This is a genomic window from Achromobacter sp. 1014246743 (genome assembly GCF_059760725.1).
The window spans coordinates 27,931-44,951 of record NZ_JCBANA010000008.1 but is presented as its reverse complement, the minus strand read 5'-3'; the positions used below and the strand labels follow the sequence as shown (position 1 = coordinate 44,951).

The following is a 17,021-nucleotide window of genomic DNA, read 5'->3' as shown; positions in this document are numbered from 1 at the left end:
CGACGCCCCTCACGACCGAAGGAACCCGCATGACCCAGCCCTTGCCCCCGGCGTCCGCCATCGACACGCCGCAGGACACCGTCAACCCCCTGCGCCGCTGGCTGCTCAGCGCCGGTGCGCTGATGGGCACCGGCGCGCTGTTTCCCAACGTGATCTTCGCGCCGGCCCACGCCGACACGCAGAGCCTGCCCAACACGGTGCAGGGCGCGACCCGCGGCGGCGTGCTGAACGCCGTGGTGCACCCCGAGCCGCCGACGCTCGCCTTCTACCTGAATTCGTCCACGCCTACCGGCACCGTGGCCAGCAAGATCTTCGACGGCCTGGTGGAATACGGCCCCGACCTGAAGCCGCGGCCGGTGCTGGCCGAAAGCTGGACCGTATCCGAAGACGGCAAGACCATCACCTTCAAACTGCGCCAGGGTGTGCTGTGGCACGATGGCAAGCCCTTCACCGCGGCCGACGTGAAATGGTCCGCCGAAGAGGTCTGGCTGAAACATGCGCCCAGCGCACGCCGCGTGTTCCAGTACCTCAAGCAGGTGGAGACGCCCGACGACCACACCGTGGTGCTGCACCTGTCGCAGCCCACGCCGGTGGCGCTGAACGCCATCGATTCGCTGGGTGCGCCGATTTTGCCGCGCCACCTGTTCGAAGGCACCGACATCCAGAACAATCCGTACAACAACAAGCCGGTGGGCACGGGGCCGTTCGTCTTCAAGGAATGGAACCGCGGCAACTACATCGTGCTTGAACGCAACGCGCATTACTGGCAGCCCGAACGCCCGTTCCTGGACCGCATTGTCTGGAAGATCGTGCCCGACGTGTCCGGCCGCGCCACCGCGCTGGAAACTGGCGCGGTCTCGTACGGCGAACGCAATCCGGTGGCCTTCACCGACGCCACCCGCCTGTCCAAGCTGCCCAAGCTGGCGGTGGACACGTCGGGCTACAACGGCTTTGCCGCGTGGCTGTGGCTGGAAGCCAACCTGCGCGACCCGATCCTGTCGAACCTGAAGGTACGCCAGGCGATCGCCCACGCGGTCAACAAGCAGGCGCTGGTCAAGACCGTCTGGAACGGCTACGCCGAGCCCTTCGTCAGCCCGGTGCCCTCGCGGGTCTTGCCCTACCACAACCCCAATGTGCAGCAGTACGCCTACGACCCCGCCCTGGCCGAGAAGCTGCTGGACGAAGCCGGCTACCCGCGCGGCGCCGGCGGCTGGCGCTTTGCGCTGACGCACGACTACATTCCGTTCGGCGACGACTACCGTCGCACTGGCGAATTCGTGCGCCAGGCACTGCGCAAGATCGGCATCGACGTGACCTTGCGCGGGCTGGACCTGGCCACCTGGACCCGCAACGTCTTCACCGACTACAACTTCCAGCTGATCAGCTCGTGGGGCACGGTGCTGATCGACCCGCAACTGGGGGTCGAAACCCGCTACTGGAGCAAGGCTGAAGCCCGCGGTACGCCCTGGTACAACGTGTCCGGCTACAACAACCCCGAGATGGACCGCGCCATCGAGGCCGCCCAGGTCGAGACCGATCCGAAAAAGCGCATCGAACAGTACAACGAAGTGCAGCGGCTGGCGCAGCGCGACCTGCCGCTGATCGGCCTGTTCGAGTTCCGCTGGTTCGGCGTCTGGGACAAGCAGCTGCGCAATGTGACCGACGCGTCGTCCCACTCGCGCAACAACTTCGCCAACGTCTGGCTGGGCAAGGCCTGAGCGCCGCAGGACACACCCGCCATGTTCGCGCGCCTGCCCCGCCCCGTCCGCTACCTGCTGCAGATCCTGTTCGTGGTGGGTGCCACCGCGGTGGCGAATTTCTTCCTGCTCAAACTCGTGCCTGGCGACCTGGTGGACGTGATTGCCGCCGAGAACAGCGGCATCACCCCGGCGCACGTGGCCGAGCTGCGGCTGGCCTACGGGCTGGACCAGAGCCTGCTGGCGCAACTGGGCTATTACCTCAAAAGCCTGGCTTCGCTGGACCTGGGTTACTCCTTTCGCTATGGCGAACCGGTGGCGACGCTGATCTTCGGCCGGCTGCCGGCCACGCTGGCGCTCATCGGCACCGGACTGGCGCTGTCGGTAGCGCTGGGGGTGCTGCTGGGCGTGCTGGCGGCCCGGCGACCGCACGGCCTCCTGGACACGCTGCTGTCGGCCCTGGCCACGGCCGGCTATTCCGCCCCCATGTTCTGGACGGCACTGATGCTCATCGTCGGTTTCGGCGTGCACCTGGACTGGCTGCCGGTCGGCGGCATCCGCGACGTGGGCGCGGCTTACCAGGGCTGGGCGCTGTGGCTGGACTACGCCCGGCACCTGGCGTTGCCGGTGGCCACGGTGGCGATCTACTACGTGGCCATCTACGCGCGGCTGTCGCGCGCATCCATGATCGAAACGCTGCAGGAAGACTACATCCGCACCGCCCGCGCGCGCGGCAACGGCGAGGCCCGGGTGATCTGGCGCCATGCGCTGCGCAACGCGATCCTGCCCGTCGTCACCATGCTGGGCCTGCAAAGCAGCGCGCTGCTGGGCGGCAGCATCGTGGTGGAAACCGTATTCGCCTGGCCCGGCCTGGGCCAGCTGTCGTTCGAGGCCATCGCCAGCCGGGACGTCAACCTGCTGCTGGGCATCCTGCTGATGAGCGCGGCGCTGGTGGCGGTGATGAACATTGCCGTGGATGCCACCTACGGCCTGCTCGATCCCCGTGTGAGAAAGACATGACGCCCGCCCTGCACGCCGTCCTGCGCCTGTTGCGCGCACCGTCCGCCGCCATCGGTGCAGCCATCCTGCTGGTGCTGCTGGGTGCCGCCGCCACCGCCGGCTGGCTATATCCCGGCGATCCGCTGGAGATGGTGGGTGCGCCCTTCACCTGGCCCGGCAGCGATGCCGAGTTTCCCGCCGGCACCGACCTGATGGGCCGCGACATCCTGGCGGGCCTGTTCCATGGCGCCCGCGTGTCGCTGCTGGTGGGCGGCGCGTCGGCCGCCATCGCGCTGGGCATCGGCCTGCTGGTGGGCGCCTTTGCCGGCTACGCCGGCCCGCGCACCGACGCCGCGCTGATGCGCGTGACCGAACTGTTCCAGACCGTGCCGTCGTTCCTGCTGGCAATCGTGCTGGTGGCGATCCTGGGGCCATCGCTGTCGACCATCATCTTCGCGCTGGGCGTCACGTCGTGGACCGGCATCGCGCGCCTGACGCGCGGGGAATTCATTGCGCTGCGCGAGCGCGAATTCGTGCGCGCCGCCCAGGCGCTGGGCGCCGGCCACGCCCGCATCATCTTCCGCGAGATCCTGCCCAACGCCTTGCCGCCCATCATCGTCACCACCGCCGTGCTGGTGGCCAATGCCATCCTGTCCGAGGCCGGGCTATCGTTCCTGGGCCTGGGCGACCCCAACGTGGTCAGCTGGGGCAGCATGGTGGGCGCCGGCCGCGAAGCCTTGCGCACCGCCTGGTACATGACCGCCCTGCCCGGCCTGACCATCATGGCCGCCGTGCTGGCGCTGAACCTGCTCAGCGACGCCATCAACGACGCACTCAACCCCAAGCTGCGGCGCCGCACCGCCGCGACGCCCGCCCCCGCCCCTCTCTCATGAGCACACTGATCGACATCCAAGGGCTGAACGTGGCCTTTCCCGGCCACCAGGCCGTCAGCGGCCTGGACCTGCAGATCCGCGCCGGTGAAACGCTGGCGCTGGTGGGCGAGTCCGGCTGCGGCAAGTCCACCACCGCGTTGGCGCTGCTGGGCCTGTTGCCACGCCACGCCCGTGCCAGCGGCCGCATCCTGTTCGAAGGCCGCGACCTGCTGGCGCTGCCGGAACGCCAGCGCTGCGCGCTGCGCGGCGACCGCATCGCGATGATCTTCCAGGAACCCATGACCAGCCTGAACCCGGTGCTGACGCTGGGCGAGCAGATCGGCGAGGCCCTGCGCCTGCATCGCGGCGCCACGGCCCGCGCCGCGCGCCAGCGCGCGATCGAACTGCTGGACCTGGTGCGGGTGCCGGAACCGCAGCGCCGGGTCGACGATTACCCGCATCGGCTGTCCGGCGGCCAGCGCCAGCGCGCCATGATCGCCGCCGCCATCGCCTGCGAACCCGCCCTGCTGGTGGCCGACGAACCCACCACGGCGCTGGACGTCACGGTGCAGGCGCAGATCCTGCGGCTGCTGGACGACCTGCGCGCCGACCTGGGCATGGGCTTGCTGCTGATCACGCATGACCTGGCCGTGGTGGGCGACTGGGCCGATCGTGTCGCCGTGATGGTCGCGGGCGAAAAGGTCGAGGAAGGCCTGGCGTCGGCGTTGCTGTCGCAACCTCGCCATCCCTACACCCGGGGCCTGCTGGGCGCCTCGCTGCGGCTGGACGATGCCACCCACTACCGCCAGCGCCGCCTGCCGGAAATCCGTACCCGGCTCGACCCCGCCTCCGGGCGGCCCGTCTTCGGGCTGGTCACCCCGCCCCGCGTCGCCGCCGCCAACGACCCCGCCGTGCCGGACGCCGTGCCGCTGTTGCAGGTGCGCGACCTGCGGGTGGACTACCCGAGCCACCAGGGCACCAAGACGGCCGTCGATGGCGTGTCGTTCCAGATCGCGCGCGGCGAAACACTGGGCCTGGTGGGCGAATCGGGTTGCGGCAAGTCGACGCTGTCGCGCACCCTGGTGCGCTTGCTGGCCCCCGCCGGCGGCCACATCCTGTTGCGCGGCCAGGACACCATCCAGCTGGACAAGCGCGAGCTCGCGGCTTACCGCCAGAGCGTGCAGATGATCTTCCAGGACCCCTACGCCTCGCTCAATCCGCGCCATACCGTGGGCGACATCCTGGAGGCCGCGCTGCGCATCCACCGCGTCACCGACCGCCAGGAACGCCGCCGCCGTATCACCCACATGCTCGATGCCGTCGGCCTGCCGCAGGCCGCACTGGCCCGCTACCCCAGCGAATTCTCGGGCGGCCAGCGCCAGCGCATCGGCATCGCCCGCGCGCTGGTGCTGCGGCCGGCGCTGGTGATCTGCGACGAACCCGTGTCGGCGCTGGATGTGTCCGTGCAGGCGCAGATCCTGAACCTGCTGGTGGACCTGAAGGCCGAATTCGGCCTGTCGTACCTGTTCATCTCGCACGACCTGTCGGTGGTGCACTACCTGGCCGACCGGGTGCTCGTCATGAATGCGGGCCGGATCGTCGAAGAAGGGCCCAATGCCACCCTGTGGCGCGACGCCCGCCACCCGTATACGCGCAGCCTGATCGAGGCCCTGCCGCGGGGGCTGGCCGGGGACGGCGAGACGCTGCGCCGCATCGCATAGCGGGCGCCGGCGGGGCAGCCGGCCAGGCCCCGGGCCAGGTGCCCGGCTCGCCCCCCCCTCCTCCCAACGCACTACTGGATTGCGGCCAGGCCCAGGCCTATACTGAATTCACCCGTTGCTGGACCTTCCTTTTTTCAAAGGAGACGCAACATGTACAGGCATCTGCTCGTCGCCGTGGACGGCTCACTCACGTCCGAATCGGCCTTCAAGCAAGCGCTCGTTTTCGCCAAGGAAATGGGGGCTTCGATCACCATCCTGCGGGCCATTCCGGAAGACCACCTGCTGGTCTACCAGGCCGAAATGCTGGGCGCCCACCAGGCCCCGCCCACCGACCAGGCCCGCAAGAACGCCACGGCGTATCTCGATGGCCTGGAAATGGAGGCGCGCCACGCCCTGGTGCCCTGCAGCACGGCGGTCGCCGTCAACGACCATCCCCACGAAGCCATCGTCGAAGCGTCGCTGCAGCATCATTGCGACCTGATCGTGATGGGTTCGCACGGGCGCCACGGCATGACGGGATTCCTCCTGGGCAGCGAAACCCAGCGGGTGCTGGCGCGCACGAAGCTGCCGGTGCTGGTGTTCCGGCAAGACCGGCCGAAGGCGGCTTGAGGGGTTGCAGGCGGGACAGGCTCAATCCTGGCCGGCCGCCACCGCCGCATGCTGGAACGTGAAGCTGTCGGCATACACGTGATCCAGGCTGGCGCCGCGCGCGGCGAGCAATGCGGTGGCCTCGCTGACCATGGCCGGGGCGCCGCACAGGTAGATGGCATGTTCCGACAGGTCGTCATGATCTTGCAGCACCGCCTGCTGGACATGGCCGCGCCGGCCTGGCCAATCCGCGCCCGCGCGCGACAGCACGGGCACGAAATTGAACTCGTACAGCCGCCCCGCCCAGCTTTCGATCTCTTCACGCAAGTACAGGTCGGCTTCGGTGCGCATGCCCCAGTACAGCGTCACCGGCGGGCAATCGTCGCTGTCCAGCAGCGATTCCAGGATGGCTTTGATCGGGGCGATACCGGTGCCCGTGGCCAACATGATCATCGGCCGCCAGTCTTCCTCGTGGTAGCTGAAGACGCCCAGCGGCGCCTCGATCTGCAGCGGCGCGCCGGCCTGCGCCTGGCCCAGCCAGTGGTCGGTATAGCGGCCGCCGGGAATGCGGCGCACATGGAAATCGACCAGGTTGCCGGCCGGGGCCGACGCCATCGAAAAGCTGCGGGTTTCGCCATCCGGCAGCAGCACATTCATGTACTGGCCCGGCGCGTAATCCAGCGGCGTGTCCGGCGGCAGCGCCAGCGTCAGGTGAATGACGTCGTCGCACAGCCGCGCAATGCGATGCACCTGGGCGGGCAGGCGCCGTGGCTCGGGGAAGGCGCGCCGGTCGGGCACGCTCAGGCTCAGGTCGCTTTGCGGCCGCGCCTGGCAGGCCAGCGCGTAGCCCTGGGCCGCCTCTTGCGGCGTCAGCGCCATGGGGAACTCGTCGTAGGTCACCGTCCCCGCCGCCAGCTTCACGCGGCAGGTGCCGCAGCCGCCGAAGGTGCATTCGTGCGGCAGCTTCACCGCGGCGCGGGTGGCCGCGTCCAGCACGGATTCGCCTTCCTCGACCAGGAAGGTCTGTTCGGTTTCCAGGATATGCACGCGGTATGCCATGACGTTACCTGCCGGGTGTCGGTTATTTCTTGATGTCCGCCTGCACCAGCACTTTCAGGCCGTGCGGCTCCAGCAGTTCGGCCAGCGCCGTCAACGCCGCCAGGCCGGCCTGGGTGTCCTGCTCGCCGTTGCCGCCGCTCAGGCCCACTCCGCCGATCACCTCGTCGTTGACCACGATGGGAAAGCCGCCCACGAACGCGGCAAACTTGCCCTCGAAGCTCCATTGGATGCCAAAAGCCTCGTTGCCCGGCAGCGCCGGGCCGTTGGGCGGGGTGGTGAACAGGTGGGTCGAGCGCTTGTGGCCCGCGGCGGTAAAGGCCTTGTTCCAGGCGATCTGCGGGCCGGTGATGCGGGCGCCGTTCATGCGTTCCAGCGCTATGGGGTAGCCGCCGTCGTCGACGATGCACACTGATTCCAGCACGCCGATCTGTTCCGATCGGGCGATGGCCGCGCGCACCATGGCGCGCGCTTCTTCCAGTTCCAGGCGATAGATCTGCTTCATGTCTGCGATTCCCAGGTTGGCCGTCAGCCGGCGCGGTAGACGGTCTTGATCTGCGTGTAGAACTCCAGCCCGACGCGGCCCGACTCGCGGAACGTCGACGTGCTGGAACTTTTCAGGCCACCGAACGGCGCGTTGATGAGGTTGCCGGTGGTGGTGCGGTTGATCTTCACGGTGCCGGCCTGGATGTCGCGGGCGAAGCGATGCGCATAGCGTGCATCGGTCGTGGCGATGGCGGCCGACAGGCCGTATTCGGTGTCGTTGGCGCAGGCGATGGCTTCGTCGTAGCCATCCACCGCAATCAGGGCCAGCACCGGGCCGAAGATTTCCTCGCGGGCGATCCGCATCTGCTGCGTCACGTCCGTGAACAGGGCCGGCGTCACGTAAAAGCCGCGGTCGAATCCTTCGCCAGTCAGGCGATCGCCGCCCAGCAGATGGGTGGCCTCCTGCTTGCCCACCGCCACGTAGCTCAACACCGTGTCCAGCTGCTTCTGCGTCGCCAGCGGGCCCAGGTCGAAATTGCCGTCCAGGCCGTTGCCGATGGTCAGCGCCTTCATCCGCGCCAGCAGCTTGTCGGTAAAGGCGGGCAGCACCTTGCGGTCGACCAGCAGCCGGCTGGTGCCGGTGCAGGCCTGGCCCGACAGCGAAAAGCCGCCCTTCACCGCCAGGTCCACCGCACGGTCCAGGTCGGCGTCGGCCAGCACGATCAGCGGGTTCTTGCCGCCCAGCTCCATTTGCGTGCGGGTGGTCAGGCCGGCGCCGCGGTGGATCTGCTCGCCCGCGGCGGTGGATCCAGTGAACGAAATCGCACGTACCGCCGGCGCGGTGGTGATGGACGGCCCCACTTTGGACGCCGGGCCGATGACCAGGTTCAGCACGCCCGCGGGCAGCCCGGCCTGCACAAAGGCTTCGGCCAGCCGGTAGCCCGACAGCGGCGCGTCCGACGACGGCTTGAAGACCACCGTATTGCCGCTGATCAGCGCCGGGGCGATCTTGCGCGCGGGGATCGAGATCGGGAAATTCCACGGCGAAATCACCGTCACCACGCCGAGCGGCTCGCGCTGGCTGTAGACCACCATGTCCGGGTCGTCGTTGACGAAGGTCTCGCCGGTGAACGACTGCCCTTCCACGGCATAGAAGCGGATCGTCTGGGCCGATCGCAGCACTTCGTCGCGCGCCAGCGCCAGGCCCTTGCCTTCTTCGCGGGTCAGTTCCCGCGCCACGCCGTCGACGTGGTCTTCCAGGTATTGGGCGGCGCGAAAGAGGATGGCGGCGCGCTTGGAGATCGGCGTGTCGCGCCAGGCGGCGAACGCCGCCTGCGCCGCGTCCACCGCCCGGGCGCCGTCGGTGGCGTCCGACAACGGAAACCGCCCCACCACGTCCGTCGTGTCGGCCGGATTGAGATTGGGTGCGGTGGCGCCCGAGGCGCACGCCAGCCACTCGCCGCCGATATGGTTGCGGAATTCCTGCTGCGAAAGATCGTCCACGGGTGTCCTTCCTTTGCCGGGCTGGCCGGGGTGCCCGGAAATGGGCCGTCTAAGGTAGTTTCTGAACATTGTATACTTTAATCCAATCTATTCGATCGGCGTAAACCCGGAGGCAGGCGGAGCCCGGGAGGGCCGGACCACGGGGAGGCCGGACCCCGGGAGGCCGGACCCCTCGCTCACCGCCAGATCAGGACGGCGCAGATGGTGGACACGAACAGCGCCAGCAGCACCGGCAGCAGCAGCGCCCGCACCAGCGACAGCACGTGCACCCGCGCAAAGCCGGCCACCGCAATCAACGAGGACCAGGCGATCAGCGTGCCGCCGCCCGTCCAGACCGCGCCCATCTGGCCCACCGCCGCCAGCGTGGCCGCGTCCACCCCCACCACCGGGCCCAGCGCGCCCGACAGCGTGCCCGTCAGCGGCAGGCCGGCGAAACCCGAGCCATCGATGCCGGTGATCATGCCCACCAGCAGCACACCGAAGGCGACCAGGAAGTGGTTTTCAGGAATCAGGTGCTGCGCGGCCGAAATCACTTCGAACAGCAGGCCCGGCGCCTGCGCCTGGGGCATGCCCAGGATCTGCGCCGCGGTTTCATTGGCACCCACGAAGAAGAAGCCGGCAATCGGCAGCACCGAGCCCATGGCCTTGAAAGCGAACACGAAGCCGTCGGTGACGTGCTCGGGGCACACGTCCAGCATCTTGCGCGGGCCTTCGGCCGCCAGCGTCACGAGCATCATCACCACGAAGGCCACGCCGCCCACCAGCGCCGCGGCATCACCGCCGCGCAGGGCCGGCAGGCCGGGAACCAGCCGCGGCACCACCATCACGGCGATCACGCCCAGGAATGCCAGCGGCGTCACGACCGCGAACACGCGCGACCAGCGCACGCGGCGCCGTTCGGCCTCGTCCAGCCCGGGGCCGCGCGGCAGCGTGGGGTTGGCTCCCATGGTGCCGCGCGCCAGTTCCGCCTTGTCGAACGAGCCCGAGTGCTCGATCTCGGCCAGGCTGCCGTCCTGCGCCCGCGCCTGCCAGGCCGACAGCAGCGCCGGGTCGGCCGCCACGATGTGCTTGCGGATCAGCAGGTAGGCGGCGGTCAGCGCCACCGCGCCGGTGATCAGGGACAGCACCAGCGCGCGGTCCGCCACCACGGCCGCGCTGACCGCCGCGCCCGCCGCCTTGGCGCTGATGCCCGGCGCCACGCCGATGACATAGTCCGACGACAACGCCATGCCCTGCCCGGCGATGGCGATCGCCATCGCGCCCGCCAGGGGTGGCAGGCCCGCCGCGATGGCCGCGGGCAGCAGGATCGCGGACACCAGCGGCACCGCCGGCGTGGGCCAGAAGAACAGCGAAATTACATAAGTACAGAGCGCCAGGATGATGAACGACGAATGGCCGCCCCGCATCACCCGCCGAAACGGCTGCACCATGCGCACGTCCGCCTGCAACGTCTTGAGCGCGTTGAGCAACGCGGTCATGAAGGTGATGACCAGAAAGATGTTGAAAAGCTCTTTGGCCGCCACGAAGCTGGCCGAAAAAATGCCGATCAAACCACTGATCGGGTTGCCCGTGATGGCCAGCACCACCAGGAAAGTGCCGATCACCGACGGCACCACCACGTTGGCCCGCAGGATCATCGTCAGGATGATGGCGGCCACACTGGCCAGATACACCCAGTGAGCGGCGTTGAGCACGACGTCCGATTGCATGCGTGTTTCCCCTTGTCGACGTGGCTGTTAAGTCGCCACTTCGGTATACTATATTTTGTTTGGCCGCATACCCATCGAAATATGGGATGCCTAGGGAAACCGATAATTCTGAAAATTTCTTGAATATCCCAGGAAAATCAGCGCACTAACGGGTGCATCCTGCCCATTTTTGGTGCATGCTGATGTTTCATTTAGACTACCGTATACAAAATAGGCGTGCAGGCATGACAACATTCGTCCCTGATTTATGGCACTACGCAGCCATGGCCGTCGTGGTGTTCGGCGCTGCGCTGGCCCAGGGCGTAGGCGGCATCGGTTTCGCCATGTTCGCCGCACCGGTCGCCGCCCTGTGCTTTCCCCAACTGGCGCCCGGTCCGCTCCTGACGCTGGGCGGCTTCATTTCCCTGCTGACCGCCCTGCGCGAGCGCGCCGCGATCGACTGGCCCGCAGTGGGCTATGCCCTGACGGGCCGGGCCGCCGGCACGCTGATCGCCGTCTATGCCATGGCCCGCTTTTCGGCCCAGGCCCTGGGCCTGCTGTTCGCCACGATGATCCTGGCCGCGGTCGCGCTCAGCCTGGCCGGCCTGCGCTTTACCGCCACGCCAGGCCGCGTGTCGGGCGCCGGCGTGGCCTCGGGCATCATGGGCACCATGACCTCGGTGGGCGCCCCGCCCATCGCCATCGTGCTGCAGCACGCCGAGCCCGCGCGGCTGCGCGCCACGCTGGGCATGGTCTTGTTCCTGGGTTCGATCTTCTCGCTGGCCATGCTGGCGCTGGCCGATCGCTACACCGGCTACCATGCCGGCCTGGCCCTCAGCCTGGCGCCCTTCCTGCTGGCCGGCTTTGCCGTGTCCAGCCGCCTGCGCGGGCTTCTGCCGCCGCGCGCCGTGCGCGGCGTGCTGCTGGGCGCCTGCGCCGTGGGGGCACTGGGCGTCATCGCCAAGGCCCTGTGGACGGGTTGACACCCCCGCCCGCATGGCCGGGTGATACAACCCGGTAATACAATGAAGACTGTATCCATTCCACCCCACCTGCTCGCCATGACCACCATGCCCGTCAGCCCGCAAGCCGTAGACACGCAGCCTTCTGCCTCGCTGAAGATCGGCGAGCAGCACCCGCAGTTGTTCGCGGTCATCCGCGACAAGCTGCGCGAGCGCATCCTCAGCGGCGAATTCACGCCGGGAGACCGGCTGGTCGAAGGCCGCCTGTCCGAAGAAATGGGCGTGTCGCGCATCCCGGTGCGCGAAGCGCTGCGGGCGCTGGCCGCCGAAGGCCTGGTCACCATCGAGCCGCGCCGCGGGGCGTCGGTGTCGGTGCTGTCCGACGCGGTGGCCTACGACATGGTCGAAGTGCGCGCCACGCTCGAAGGCCTGAACGCCAAGCTGGCCGCGCAGCGTCGCGACGACAAAACGGTGGAACGCCTGCAGGCCTTCCTGCGCGAAGGCACCGAGGCCGCGCGCAGCGAGCAGCTGGACAAGTTTCTGGCGCTGAATTCGCAGTTCCACGAAATGCTGGCCACCATCGGCGGCAACGTGGTGCTGACCGACCTGATGCGCTCACTGCGCGACCGCACCGCGCTGCTGTTCGCGCCCAGCAACATGCACCGGGCCAAGCAGAACTGGGACGAACACTCGCAGATCCTGAACGCCGTCATCGCCGGCAACGGCGACCTGGCCGCGCTGCTGGCCAGCCAGCACGTGCACAACGCCGCCAAGGCCTACACCGACACCCGCCAGGCGCATTCATCGGCCGCCTGAGCGGCCCGGCGGCGCATCCCGCAATCACGAATCCGCCTGTGCGGCGGGCTCCGCGGCCACCGGCGCGTTGGTCGGCTCGACCACCACGTCCTTGCCGTCCTGCCCCCCCCACGACACCGCCACGTCGCCCAGCACGAAAGTCTGGCACGCCATGCGGTAGCCGGCCTCGAAATCCTCGGGCCGCAAATGCTTGCGTTCCTTGGGCTTGATGGCGTCGGTGTTTTCCAACCCCTGTTCGATGCGGCATTTGCAGGTGCCGCACAGCCCACCGCCGCACTTGAACGGAATGCCGCCGCGCTCCTTGAGCGACACGCGCAGCAGATTGCTGTTTTCGGGCGCGCTGGCGACCTTGCCGCCGTTCGAAAGAAAGGTGATCTTGACCATGCTGCTCAATGCTCCGCGGCGACGGCATGGGCGCGTCGCGTCAAAGTGGTGTCGCTGCTGCCGAATCGCGTCAGGTGATCGAGTTCGCGGCGCGCCGCCTCGATCGAGGCGAAGTGATCCAGGAACTTGGACGGCACGCGGTTCACGACATACGGCGGCGTCTCTTCGGTGACGACCAGCCGCGTCGGCCTGGCCAGCCGTGCAATGCTGAACACCGCGCGCGTTCGACCGCCGCAGGTGTAGTCGTAGGTTTCGATGATCTCGGCGTCCTCGCCCACCTCGGTGCGGAACACGCCGGGCTTGGTCGTCAGGATCACGTAGGGCGCATCGCCTGAATTCATGCGGGCTTCCTGGTGAAGTCGGTCGGGTGCGAAACGCGACGCAAGGTCTTTAGCCTTCCGCGTCCTGGGCCAGCTCGACGTCGTGGCCGATCCATAGCTGGCACACCAGCCGGTAACCATCGTCGATGCGCTCGCCCAGCTGCTTTTTTTCTTTCCAGTTCACGGGCGGCAGGTGTTCGCCCCCCGCCAACACACGGCAGGCGCATTTGGCGCACTTGCCCATGCCGCACTCGTAGCGCAGGTGCGGAAAGGGAAACTGCCGGATGCCGGCGCGCACGACCAGATTGGTGTTGTCCTGCACCTCGCCGGTGTAGGTCTGGCCGCCTTTGTGGAATACAACGGTGGGCATGGATCGGGGTATCCGTATCGGCGGCCGTGGCGGCGCCCACGCAGGCTGCGCAGGCGGCGCCAGGGCCAAGGGGGGATCAGGCGGCCAGGCCCAGTTCGGGCAGCGCGATTTCCTGCTGCACGTAGTCGGTGTAGAGCGCGGTGGTGTACAGCAGCCGCATCTGCGCGCCGATTTCGCAGATCTTCAGGCAGCGCTGTTGCAGGTCCACCGTGTTGGCATGTTCCAGCACGATCTGGTAGCCGCGTTCGCCGTGGATTTCGTCGGACACGATGTGCAGGTCGAAGAATTCGACTTCTTCGTCGGTAAAGCCGTATTTTTCGCGCAGGGTCGGCGTCTGCTTGCGGTAGATGGACGGCACCTGCGATTCCAGGCCCACCACCAGGCCGGCCACGGCCACGATGGGGTCTTCGCGCATGGCCACGGCGTAGCACCAGCTTTGCAGCGCCCGCGTGGTGGGCGACATGTTGTCGGGGTTGGTCACGCGTTCGCGGGTGGTGCCGCAGGCTTCGGCAAAGCGAATCAGCAGGTCGGTGTGGCGGTCGCCGCCGATTTCCTCTTCGTACATGTTCGCCAGGAGGAAATCCTTGGCTTCGGTGTAGGTGTCCGGCGTGCGGGCATACAGGTAGCCCAGGTAGTCGGCGAACGGACCGACGTAGTGGTAGTGGTTTTCGGCCCAGCGCTGCAGATGCTGGCGGGTGAGCTTGCCTTCAGCCCAGGCAATGGAAAAGGGCGAAGCGTTGGCGCTTTTGCCCTTGATCGCGTTTTCCAACGCGCTACGAAATTCATCTCGGTTCATCAGTTCTGCCATGACGCGCTCCAGGTCCTAAGGGGGAGAGGGGGGCCGGCCGGATGCTGCCCTTGGCCGATGATGAACATTGTATACCGTCTACTGTTTTAGTCGCCTAGGGTATTCCCGTCCGTTTCGGCCATATAAAGGGACCGACCCTCTGTTATCAAGGACTTGCAGCGCCTGCTCGGGTTTGATCCAAGCGTGCGCAGTGCGGTACAATGAATACACTTTCAATGCAATACGGAAATACCATGAAGAACCGCCATCCCCTGGGAGACGCCCCGATCGGCCAGCAACTGTTGGCCCACTACGCTCGCCGCGACGCCGTGCGCCACGCGACGCCGCTGCTGCCCAAGTCCTGGTCGGAATGCTTCGCGCCGCTGCGCAGCGAACGGTTGCAGCCGCTGGCCAAGCCCACCGGCCAGGCAAACAATGGCCGCAATGACGCGCCGGTGGGGCAGGCGGGCTGAACCGCCTGATGGGATGCGCACCACGCGCGCTGACGTGCTAGGCCGCGCGCAACTCCCGGCGCCGCTGGATTCCAGCCAATAACAGCACCAGGAAAAATCCCAGCGTGTAGGCCAGCATGTCCCACCAGTCGGGCACGCTGCCCAGGACGACGCGCAGCACCGGCTGCTCGATGCGCCAGCCGAAGTGACGGGCCAGGTACTGACCGAACTCCACCGCGTAACCCGTCAACAGCGCGGCCACCGCCAGCGGCAGCACGCCTGCGCGGATGAAGCTGCGATACACCAGGTAGGCCCAGCCCACGGCCACCACGTCGCCCACGAAACCGCGCAACAGCGGGTAGGGCCTGCCCAAGGTGGCGATCAGTGCCTCCAGCAGGGTCACGGCCAGGAGGGCGGCAAAAGCGGATCGGTGGAAGGTCAGTCTCATCGTGTCGGCAAGGGCGGTTGTCACGGCGGCCGGCAGGCCGGCGCCCGTTGGGGCATGTCGTGCGAAAAACTCGGTTATTGGAACGGCGAACATGACAATCCAGGCGCTGTTCACCCCGTTGTCAGCCCGTCAGGCGTAGCCTGATCCGACCGCGCCGCGAGGGGCAGGGTACTAGAAAACAACGAGGAGACAAGCATGAGCACATTCGACCCGGATGGGCGCCGACGCTTCCTGCGTCAAGCCTGTACCGTGGGCGCGGCCGGCACGCTGGCCGGCCACGCCCTGACCAGCCTGGCCGCCCCGGCCACCGTCACGCTGCCGTTCGCCAATGGCGAACGCGACCTGATCGCCTACCCCCAGAAACGCCCCCTGATCCGCCAGACCTCGCGGCCGCCGCAACTGGAAACGCCGTTCGCGGTGTTCAACGACGGCCTCATCACGCCCAACGACGCGTTCTTCGTGCGCTATCACCTGGGCAACATTCCCACCGCCATCGACCCGGCCACCTACCGGCTGCGCGTCAGCGGCAAGGTCGGCACACCGCTGGAATTGTCGCTGGTCGACCTGAAGCAGCAGTTCGGCGCGCCGGTCGAGCTGGTGGCCGTCACCCAATGTTCCGGCAACAGCCGCGGCTTTTTCGAGCCTCGCGTGGGCGGCGGCCAGCTGGGCAACGGCGCCATGGGCAACGCCCGCTGGCTGGGCATTCCGCTCAAGCGCATCCTGGAAAAAGCCGGCATCCAGGCCGGCGCCCGCCAGGTCACCTTCGAAGGGCTGGACCGGCCCGTCCTGCCTGGCACGCCCGAATTCATCAAGGCCCTGGACGCGCCCCACGCGCTGGACGGTGAGGTCATGCTGGCCTACGCCATGAACGGCGCCGACCTGCCCATGCTCAACGGCTATCCCGTGCGGCTGGTGGTGCCGGGCTACTACGGCACCTACTGGGTCAAGCACCTGGCCGACATCAAGGTGCTGGACACCGAATTCGACGGCTTCTGGATGCAGAAGGCCTATCGCATCCCCGACAACGACTGCGCCTGTACCCCCGCGGGCAAGGCGCCGGAAAAGACCCGGCCCATCGGCCGCTACAACGTGCGCAGCTTCATCACCAGCCTGGCCGACGGCGCCCGCGTCGCGCGCGGCCGGCCGGCAGCAGTGCGCGGCATCGCCTTCGACGGCGGCCACGGCATCCGCGAGGTGCAATTCTCGGCCGACGATGGCAAGACCTGGCGCGCCGCCAGACTGGGCCAGGATCTGGGACGCTATTCCTTTCGTGAATGGCACGCCGAGTTCACGCCCGACAAAGCGGGCGCCTACGCCTTGAAAGTGCGCGCCACCAACATGGCCGGCGACACCCAGCCGCTGGACCCGCTCTGGAACCCATCCGGCTACATGCGCAATGGGGTTGAAACCGTGCGCGTCGACGCCGCGTAAGGAGCCCGCCATGACCCGATCCCCTCGCCCCGCTTCCCCCGTCCGCCTGGCCGGCCTGGCCCTCGCCCTGGCCGCTGCCGGTGCCGCCACGCCCGCCGTCGCCCTGGACATCCAGCTGCCCGCAGAGACCGCCACCCTGCACCCCGGCACCGGCCCCGGCGCCCAAAGCGCCGCCCTGTGCCTGATGTGCCACTCGGTCGACTATCTGTCGTCGCAACCGCCCATGCCGATCGGCTTCTGGGACGCCGAGGTCAAGAAGATGGTCGGCACCTACGGCGCCCCCATCCCGGCCGACCAGGTGCCGCTGATCGTGCAATACCTGAACCAGGCCTACCCGCCCCCCGCGTCGACGCCCGCCAAGCCCTGAGCCTGCCCCCCCCGACGCCGCGCCGCCCCTCCGCGCGCGGCGTCGCAATCCCTCACATTGCGGCCTTCGCCTCG

Annotated in this window: 19 protein-coding genes; 10 read left to right on the top strand and 9 right to left on the bottom strand. The window is 67.9% G+C overall.

Annotation, left to right across the window (positions count from 1 at the left end; translation table 11 throughout):
• The first annotated feature begins 29 nt into the window (after window positions 1-29).
• The 5 genes from AC6LJ2_RS05455 to AC6LJ2_RS05435 all read left to right on the top strand — a co-directional run bounded on the left by AC6LJ2_RS05455 (window position 30) and on the right by AC6LJ2_RS05435 (window position 5,898).
• Window positions 30-1,718 carry an ABC transporter substrate-binding protein gene (locus AC6LJ2_RS05455; protein WP_263912905.1) on the top strand — a complete coding sequence of 563 codons (1,689 nt, stop codon included), beginning with the start codon at window positions 30-32 and terminating at the stop codon, window positions 1,716-1,718.
• Between the two features lie 21 nt (window positions 1,719-1,739).
• A complete protein-coding gene (locus AC6LJ2_RS05450; protein ID WP_445658003.1) occupies window positions 1,740-2,717 on the top strand; it encodes an ABC transporter permease in 978 nt (325 codons plus the stop codon).
• The gene (locus AC6LJ2_RS05445; RefSeq protein WP_498150976.1) at window positions 2,714-3,589 is read left to right on the top strand and encodes an ABC transporter permease; all 876 of its coding nucleotides are present in this window, start codon (window positions 2,714-2,716) and stop codon (window positions 3,587-3,589) included. The genes AC6LJ2_RS05450 and AC6LJ2_RS05445 overlap by 4 nt, the downstream gene beginning before the upstream one ends.
• Window positions 3,586-5,289, top strand: a complete 1,704-nt coding sequence (locus AC6LJ2_RS05440) for an ABC transporter ATP-binding protein (protein ID WP_263912902.1) — start codon at window positions 3,586-3,588, stop codon at window positions 5,287-5,289. Before AC6LJ2_RS05445 ends, AC6LJ2_RS05440 begins: the two co-directional genes overlap by 4 nt.
• A 150-nt stretch (window positions 5,290-5,439) precedes the next feature.
• The gene (locus AC6LJ2_RS05435) at window positions 5,440-5,898 is read left to right on the top strand and encodes a universal stress protein (RefSeq protein ID WP_263912901.1); all 459 of its coding nucleotides are present in this window, start codon (window positions 5,440-5,442) and stop codon (window positions 5,896-5,898) included.
• 21 nt (window positions 5,899-5,919) lie between these two features.
• On the opposite strand, the gene AC6LJ2_RS05430 is transcribed toward AC6LJ2_RS05435, so the two are convergent.
• From AC6LJ2_RS05430 to AC6LJ2_RS05415, 4 genes are all read right to left on the bottom strand, one after another.
• Window positions 5,920-6,936 carry a 2Fe-2S iron-sulfur cluster-binding protein gene (locus tag AC6LJ2_RS05430; protein ID WP_263912900.1) on the bottom strand — a complete coding sequence of 339 codons (1,017 nt, stop codon included), beginning with the start codon at window positions 6,934-6,936 and terminating at the stop codon, window positions 5,920-5,922.
• 22 nt (window positions 6,937-6,958) lie between these two features.
• A complete protein-coding gene (locus AC6LJ2_RS05425) occupies window positions 6,959-7,438 on the bottom strand; it encodes a GlcG/HbpS family heme-binding protein (RefSeq protein ID WP_025139828.1) in 480 nt (159 codons plus the stop codon).
• A gap of 23 nt (window positions 7,439-7,461) precedes the next feature.
• Complete coding sequence (locus tag AC6LJ2_RS05420; RefSeq protein WP_445658000.1) at window positions 7,462-8,922, bottom strand: aldehyde dehydrogenase family protein; 1,461 nt, start codon at window positions 8,920-8,922, stop codon at window positions 7,462-7,464.
• A 176-nt stretch (window positions 8,923-9,098) separates the two neighbouring features.
• Window positions 9,099-10,631, bottom strand: a complete 1,533-nt coding sequence (locus tag AC6LJ2_RS05415) for a hypothetical protein (protein WP_263912898.1) — start codon at window positions 10,629-10,631, stop codon at window positions 9,099-9,101.
• A 224-nt stretch (window positions 10,632-10,855) separates the two neighbouring features.
• Here AC6LJ2_RS05415 and AC6LJ2_RS05410 point away from each other — a divergent pair, with 224 nt between their 5' ends.
• On the top strand, window positions 10,856-11,593 hold the full coding sequence (locus AC6LJ2_RS05410) for a sulfite exporter TauE/SafE family protein (RefSeq protein ID WP_263912897.1): 738 nt from the start codon (window positions 10,856-10,858) through the stop codon (window positions 11,591-11,593).
• Between the two features lie 78 nt (window positions 11,594-11,671).
• A complete protein-coding gene (locus tag AC6LJ2_RS05405; protein WP_263912896.1) occupies window positions 11,672-12,388 on the top strand; it encodes a GntR family transcriptional regulator in 717 nt (238 codons plus the stop codon).
• A 24-nt stretch (window positions 12,389-12,412) separates the two neighbouring features.
• Here the strand turns inward: AC6LJ2_RS05405 and AC6LJ2_RS05400 are convergent, their stop codons facing one another.
• The 4 genes from AC6LJ2_RS05400 to AC6LJ2_RS05385 form a co-directional block, all read right to left on the bottom strand.
• Window positions 12,413-12,781: a 2Fe-2S iron-sulfur cluster-binding protein gene (locus AC6LJ2_RS05400; protein ID WP_498150975.1), complete on the bottom strand. Its 369-nt coding sequence runs from the start codon at window positions 12,779-12,781 to the stop codon at window positions 12,413-12,415.
• Entirely contained in the window at window positions 12,778-13,113 is a 336-nt protein-coding gene (locus tag AC6LJ2_RS05395; RefSeq protein ID WP_263912894.1) for a ferredoxin, read from the bottom strand. The genes AC6LJ2_RS05400 and AC6LJ2_RS05395 overlap by 4 nt, the downstream gene beginning before the upstream one ends.
• Before the next feature lie 49 nt (window positions 13,114-13,162).
• Window positions 13,163-13,462, bottom strand: coding sequence for a 2Fe-2S iron-sulfur cluster-binding protein (locus AC6LJ2_RS05390; RefSeq protein ID WP_263912893.1), 300 nt, complete (start codon window positions 13,460-13,462; stop codon window positions 13,163-13,165).
• Between the two features lie 76 nt (window positions 13,463-13,538).
• Window positions 13,539-14,270, bottom strand: coding sequence for an iron-containing redox enzyme family protein (locus AC6LJ2_RS05385; protein WP_263912892.1), 732 nt, complete (start codon window positions 14,268-14,270; stop codon window positions 13,539-13,541).
• 233 nt (window positions 14,271-14,503) lie between these two features.
• Between AC6LJ2_RS05385 and AC6LJ2_RS05380 the strand changes: the two genes are divergently transcribed.
• Complete coding sequence (locus AC6LJ2_RS05380) at window positions 14,504-14,722, top strand: hypothetical protein (RefSeq protein WP_263912891.1); 219 nt, start codon at window positions 14,504-14,506, stop codon at window positions 14,720-14,722.
• Between the two features lie 37 nt (window positions 14,723-14,759).
• On the opposite strand, the gene AC6LJ2_RS05375 is transcribed toward AC6LJ2_RS05380, so the two are convergent.
• Entirely contained in the window at window positions 14,760-15,149 is a 390-nt protein-coding gene (locus AC6LJ2_RS05375) for a DUF2809 domain-containing protein (protein WP_498150974.1), read from the bottom strand.
• A 195-nt stretch (window positions 15,150-15,344) separates the two neighbouring features.
• Here AC6LJ2_RS05375 and sorA point away from each other — a divergent pair, with 195 nt between their 5' ends.
• Together sorA and sorB are read left to right on the top strand one after the other, a co-directional pair.
• A complete protein-coding gene (sorA, locus tag AC6LJ2_RS05370; protein WP_498150973.1) occupies window positions 15,345-16,580 on the top strand; it encodes a SorA family sulfite dehydrogenase catalytic subunit in 1,236 nt (411 codons plus the stop codon).
• A 10-nt stretch (window positions 16,581-16,590) separates the two neighbouring features.
• On the top strand, window positions 16,591-16,947 hold the full coding sequence (sorB, locus tag AC6LJ2_RS05365; RefSeq protein WP_263912888.1) for a SorB family sulfite dehydrogenase c-type cytochrome subunit: 357 nt from the start codon (window positions 16,591-16,593) through the stop codon (window positions 16,945-16,947).
• Window positions 16,948-17,021: the final 74 nt, after the last annotated feature.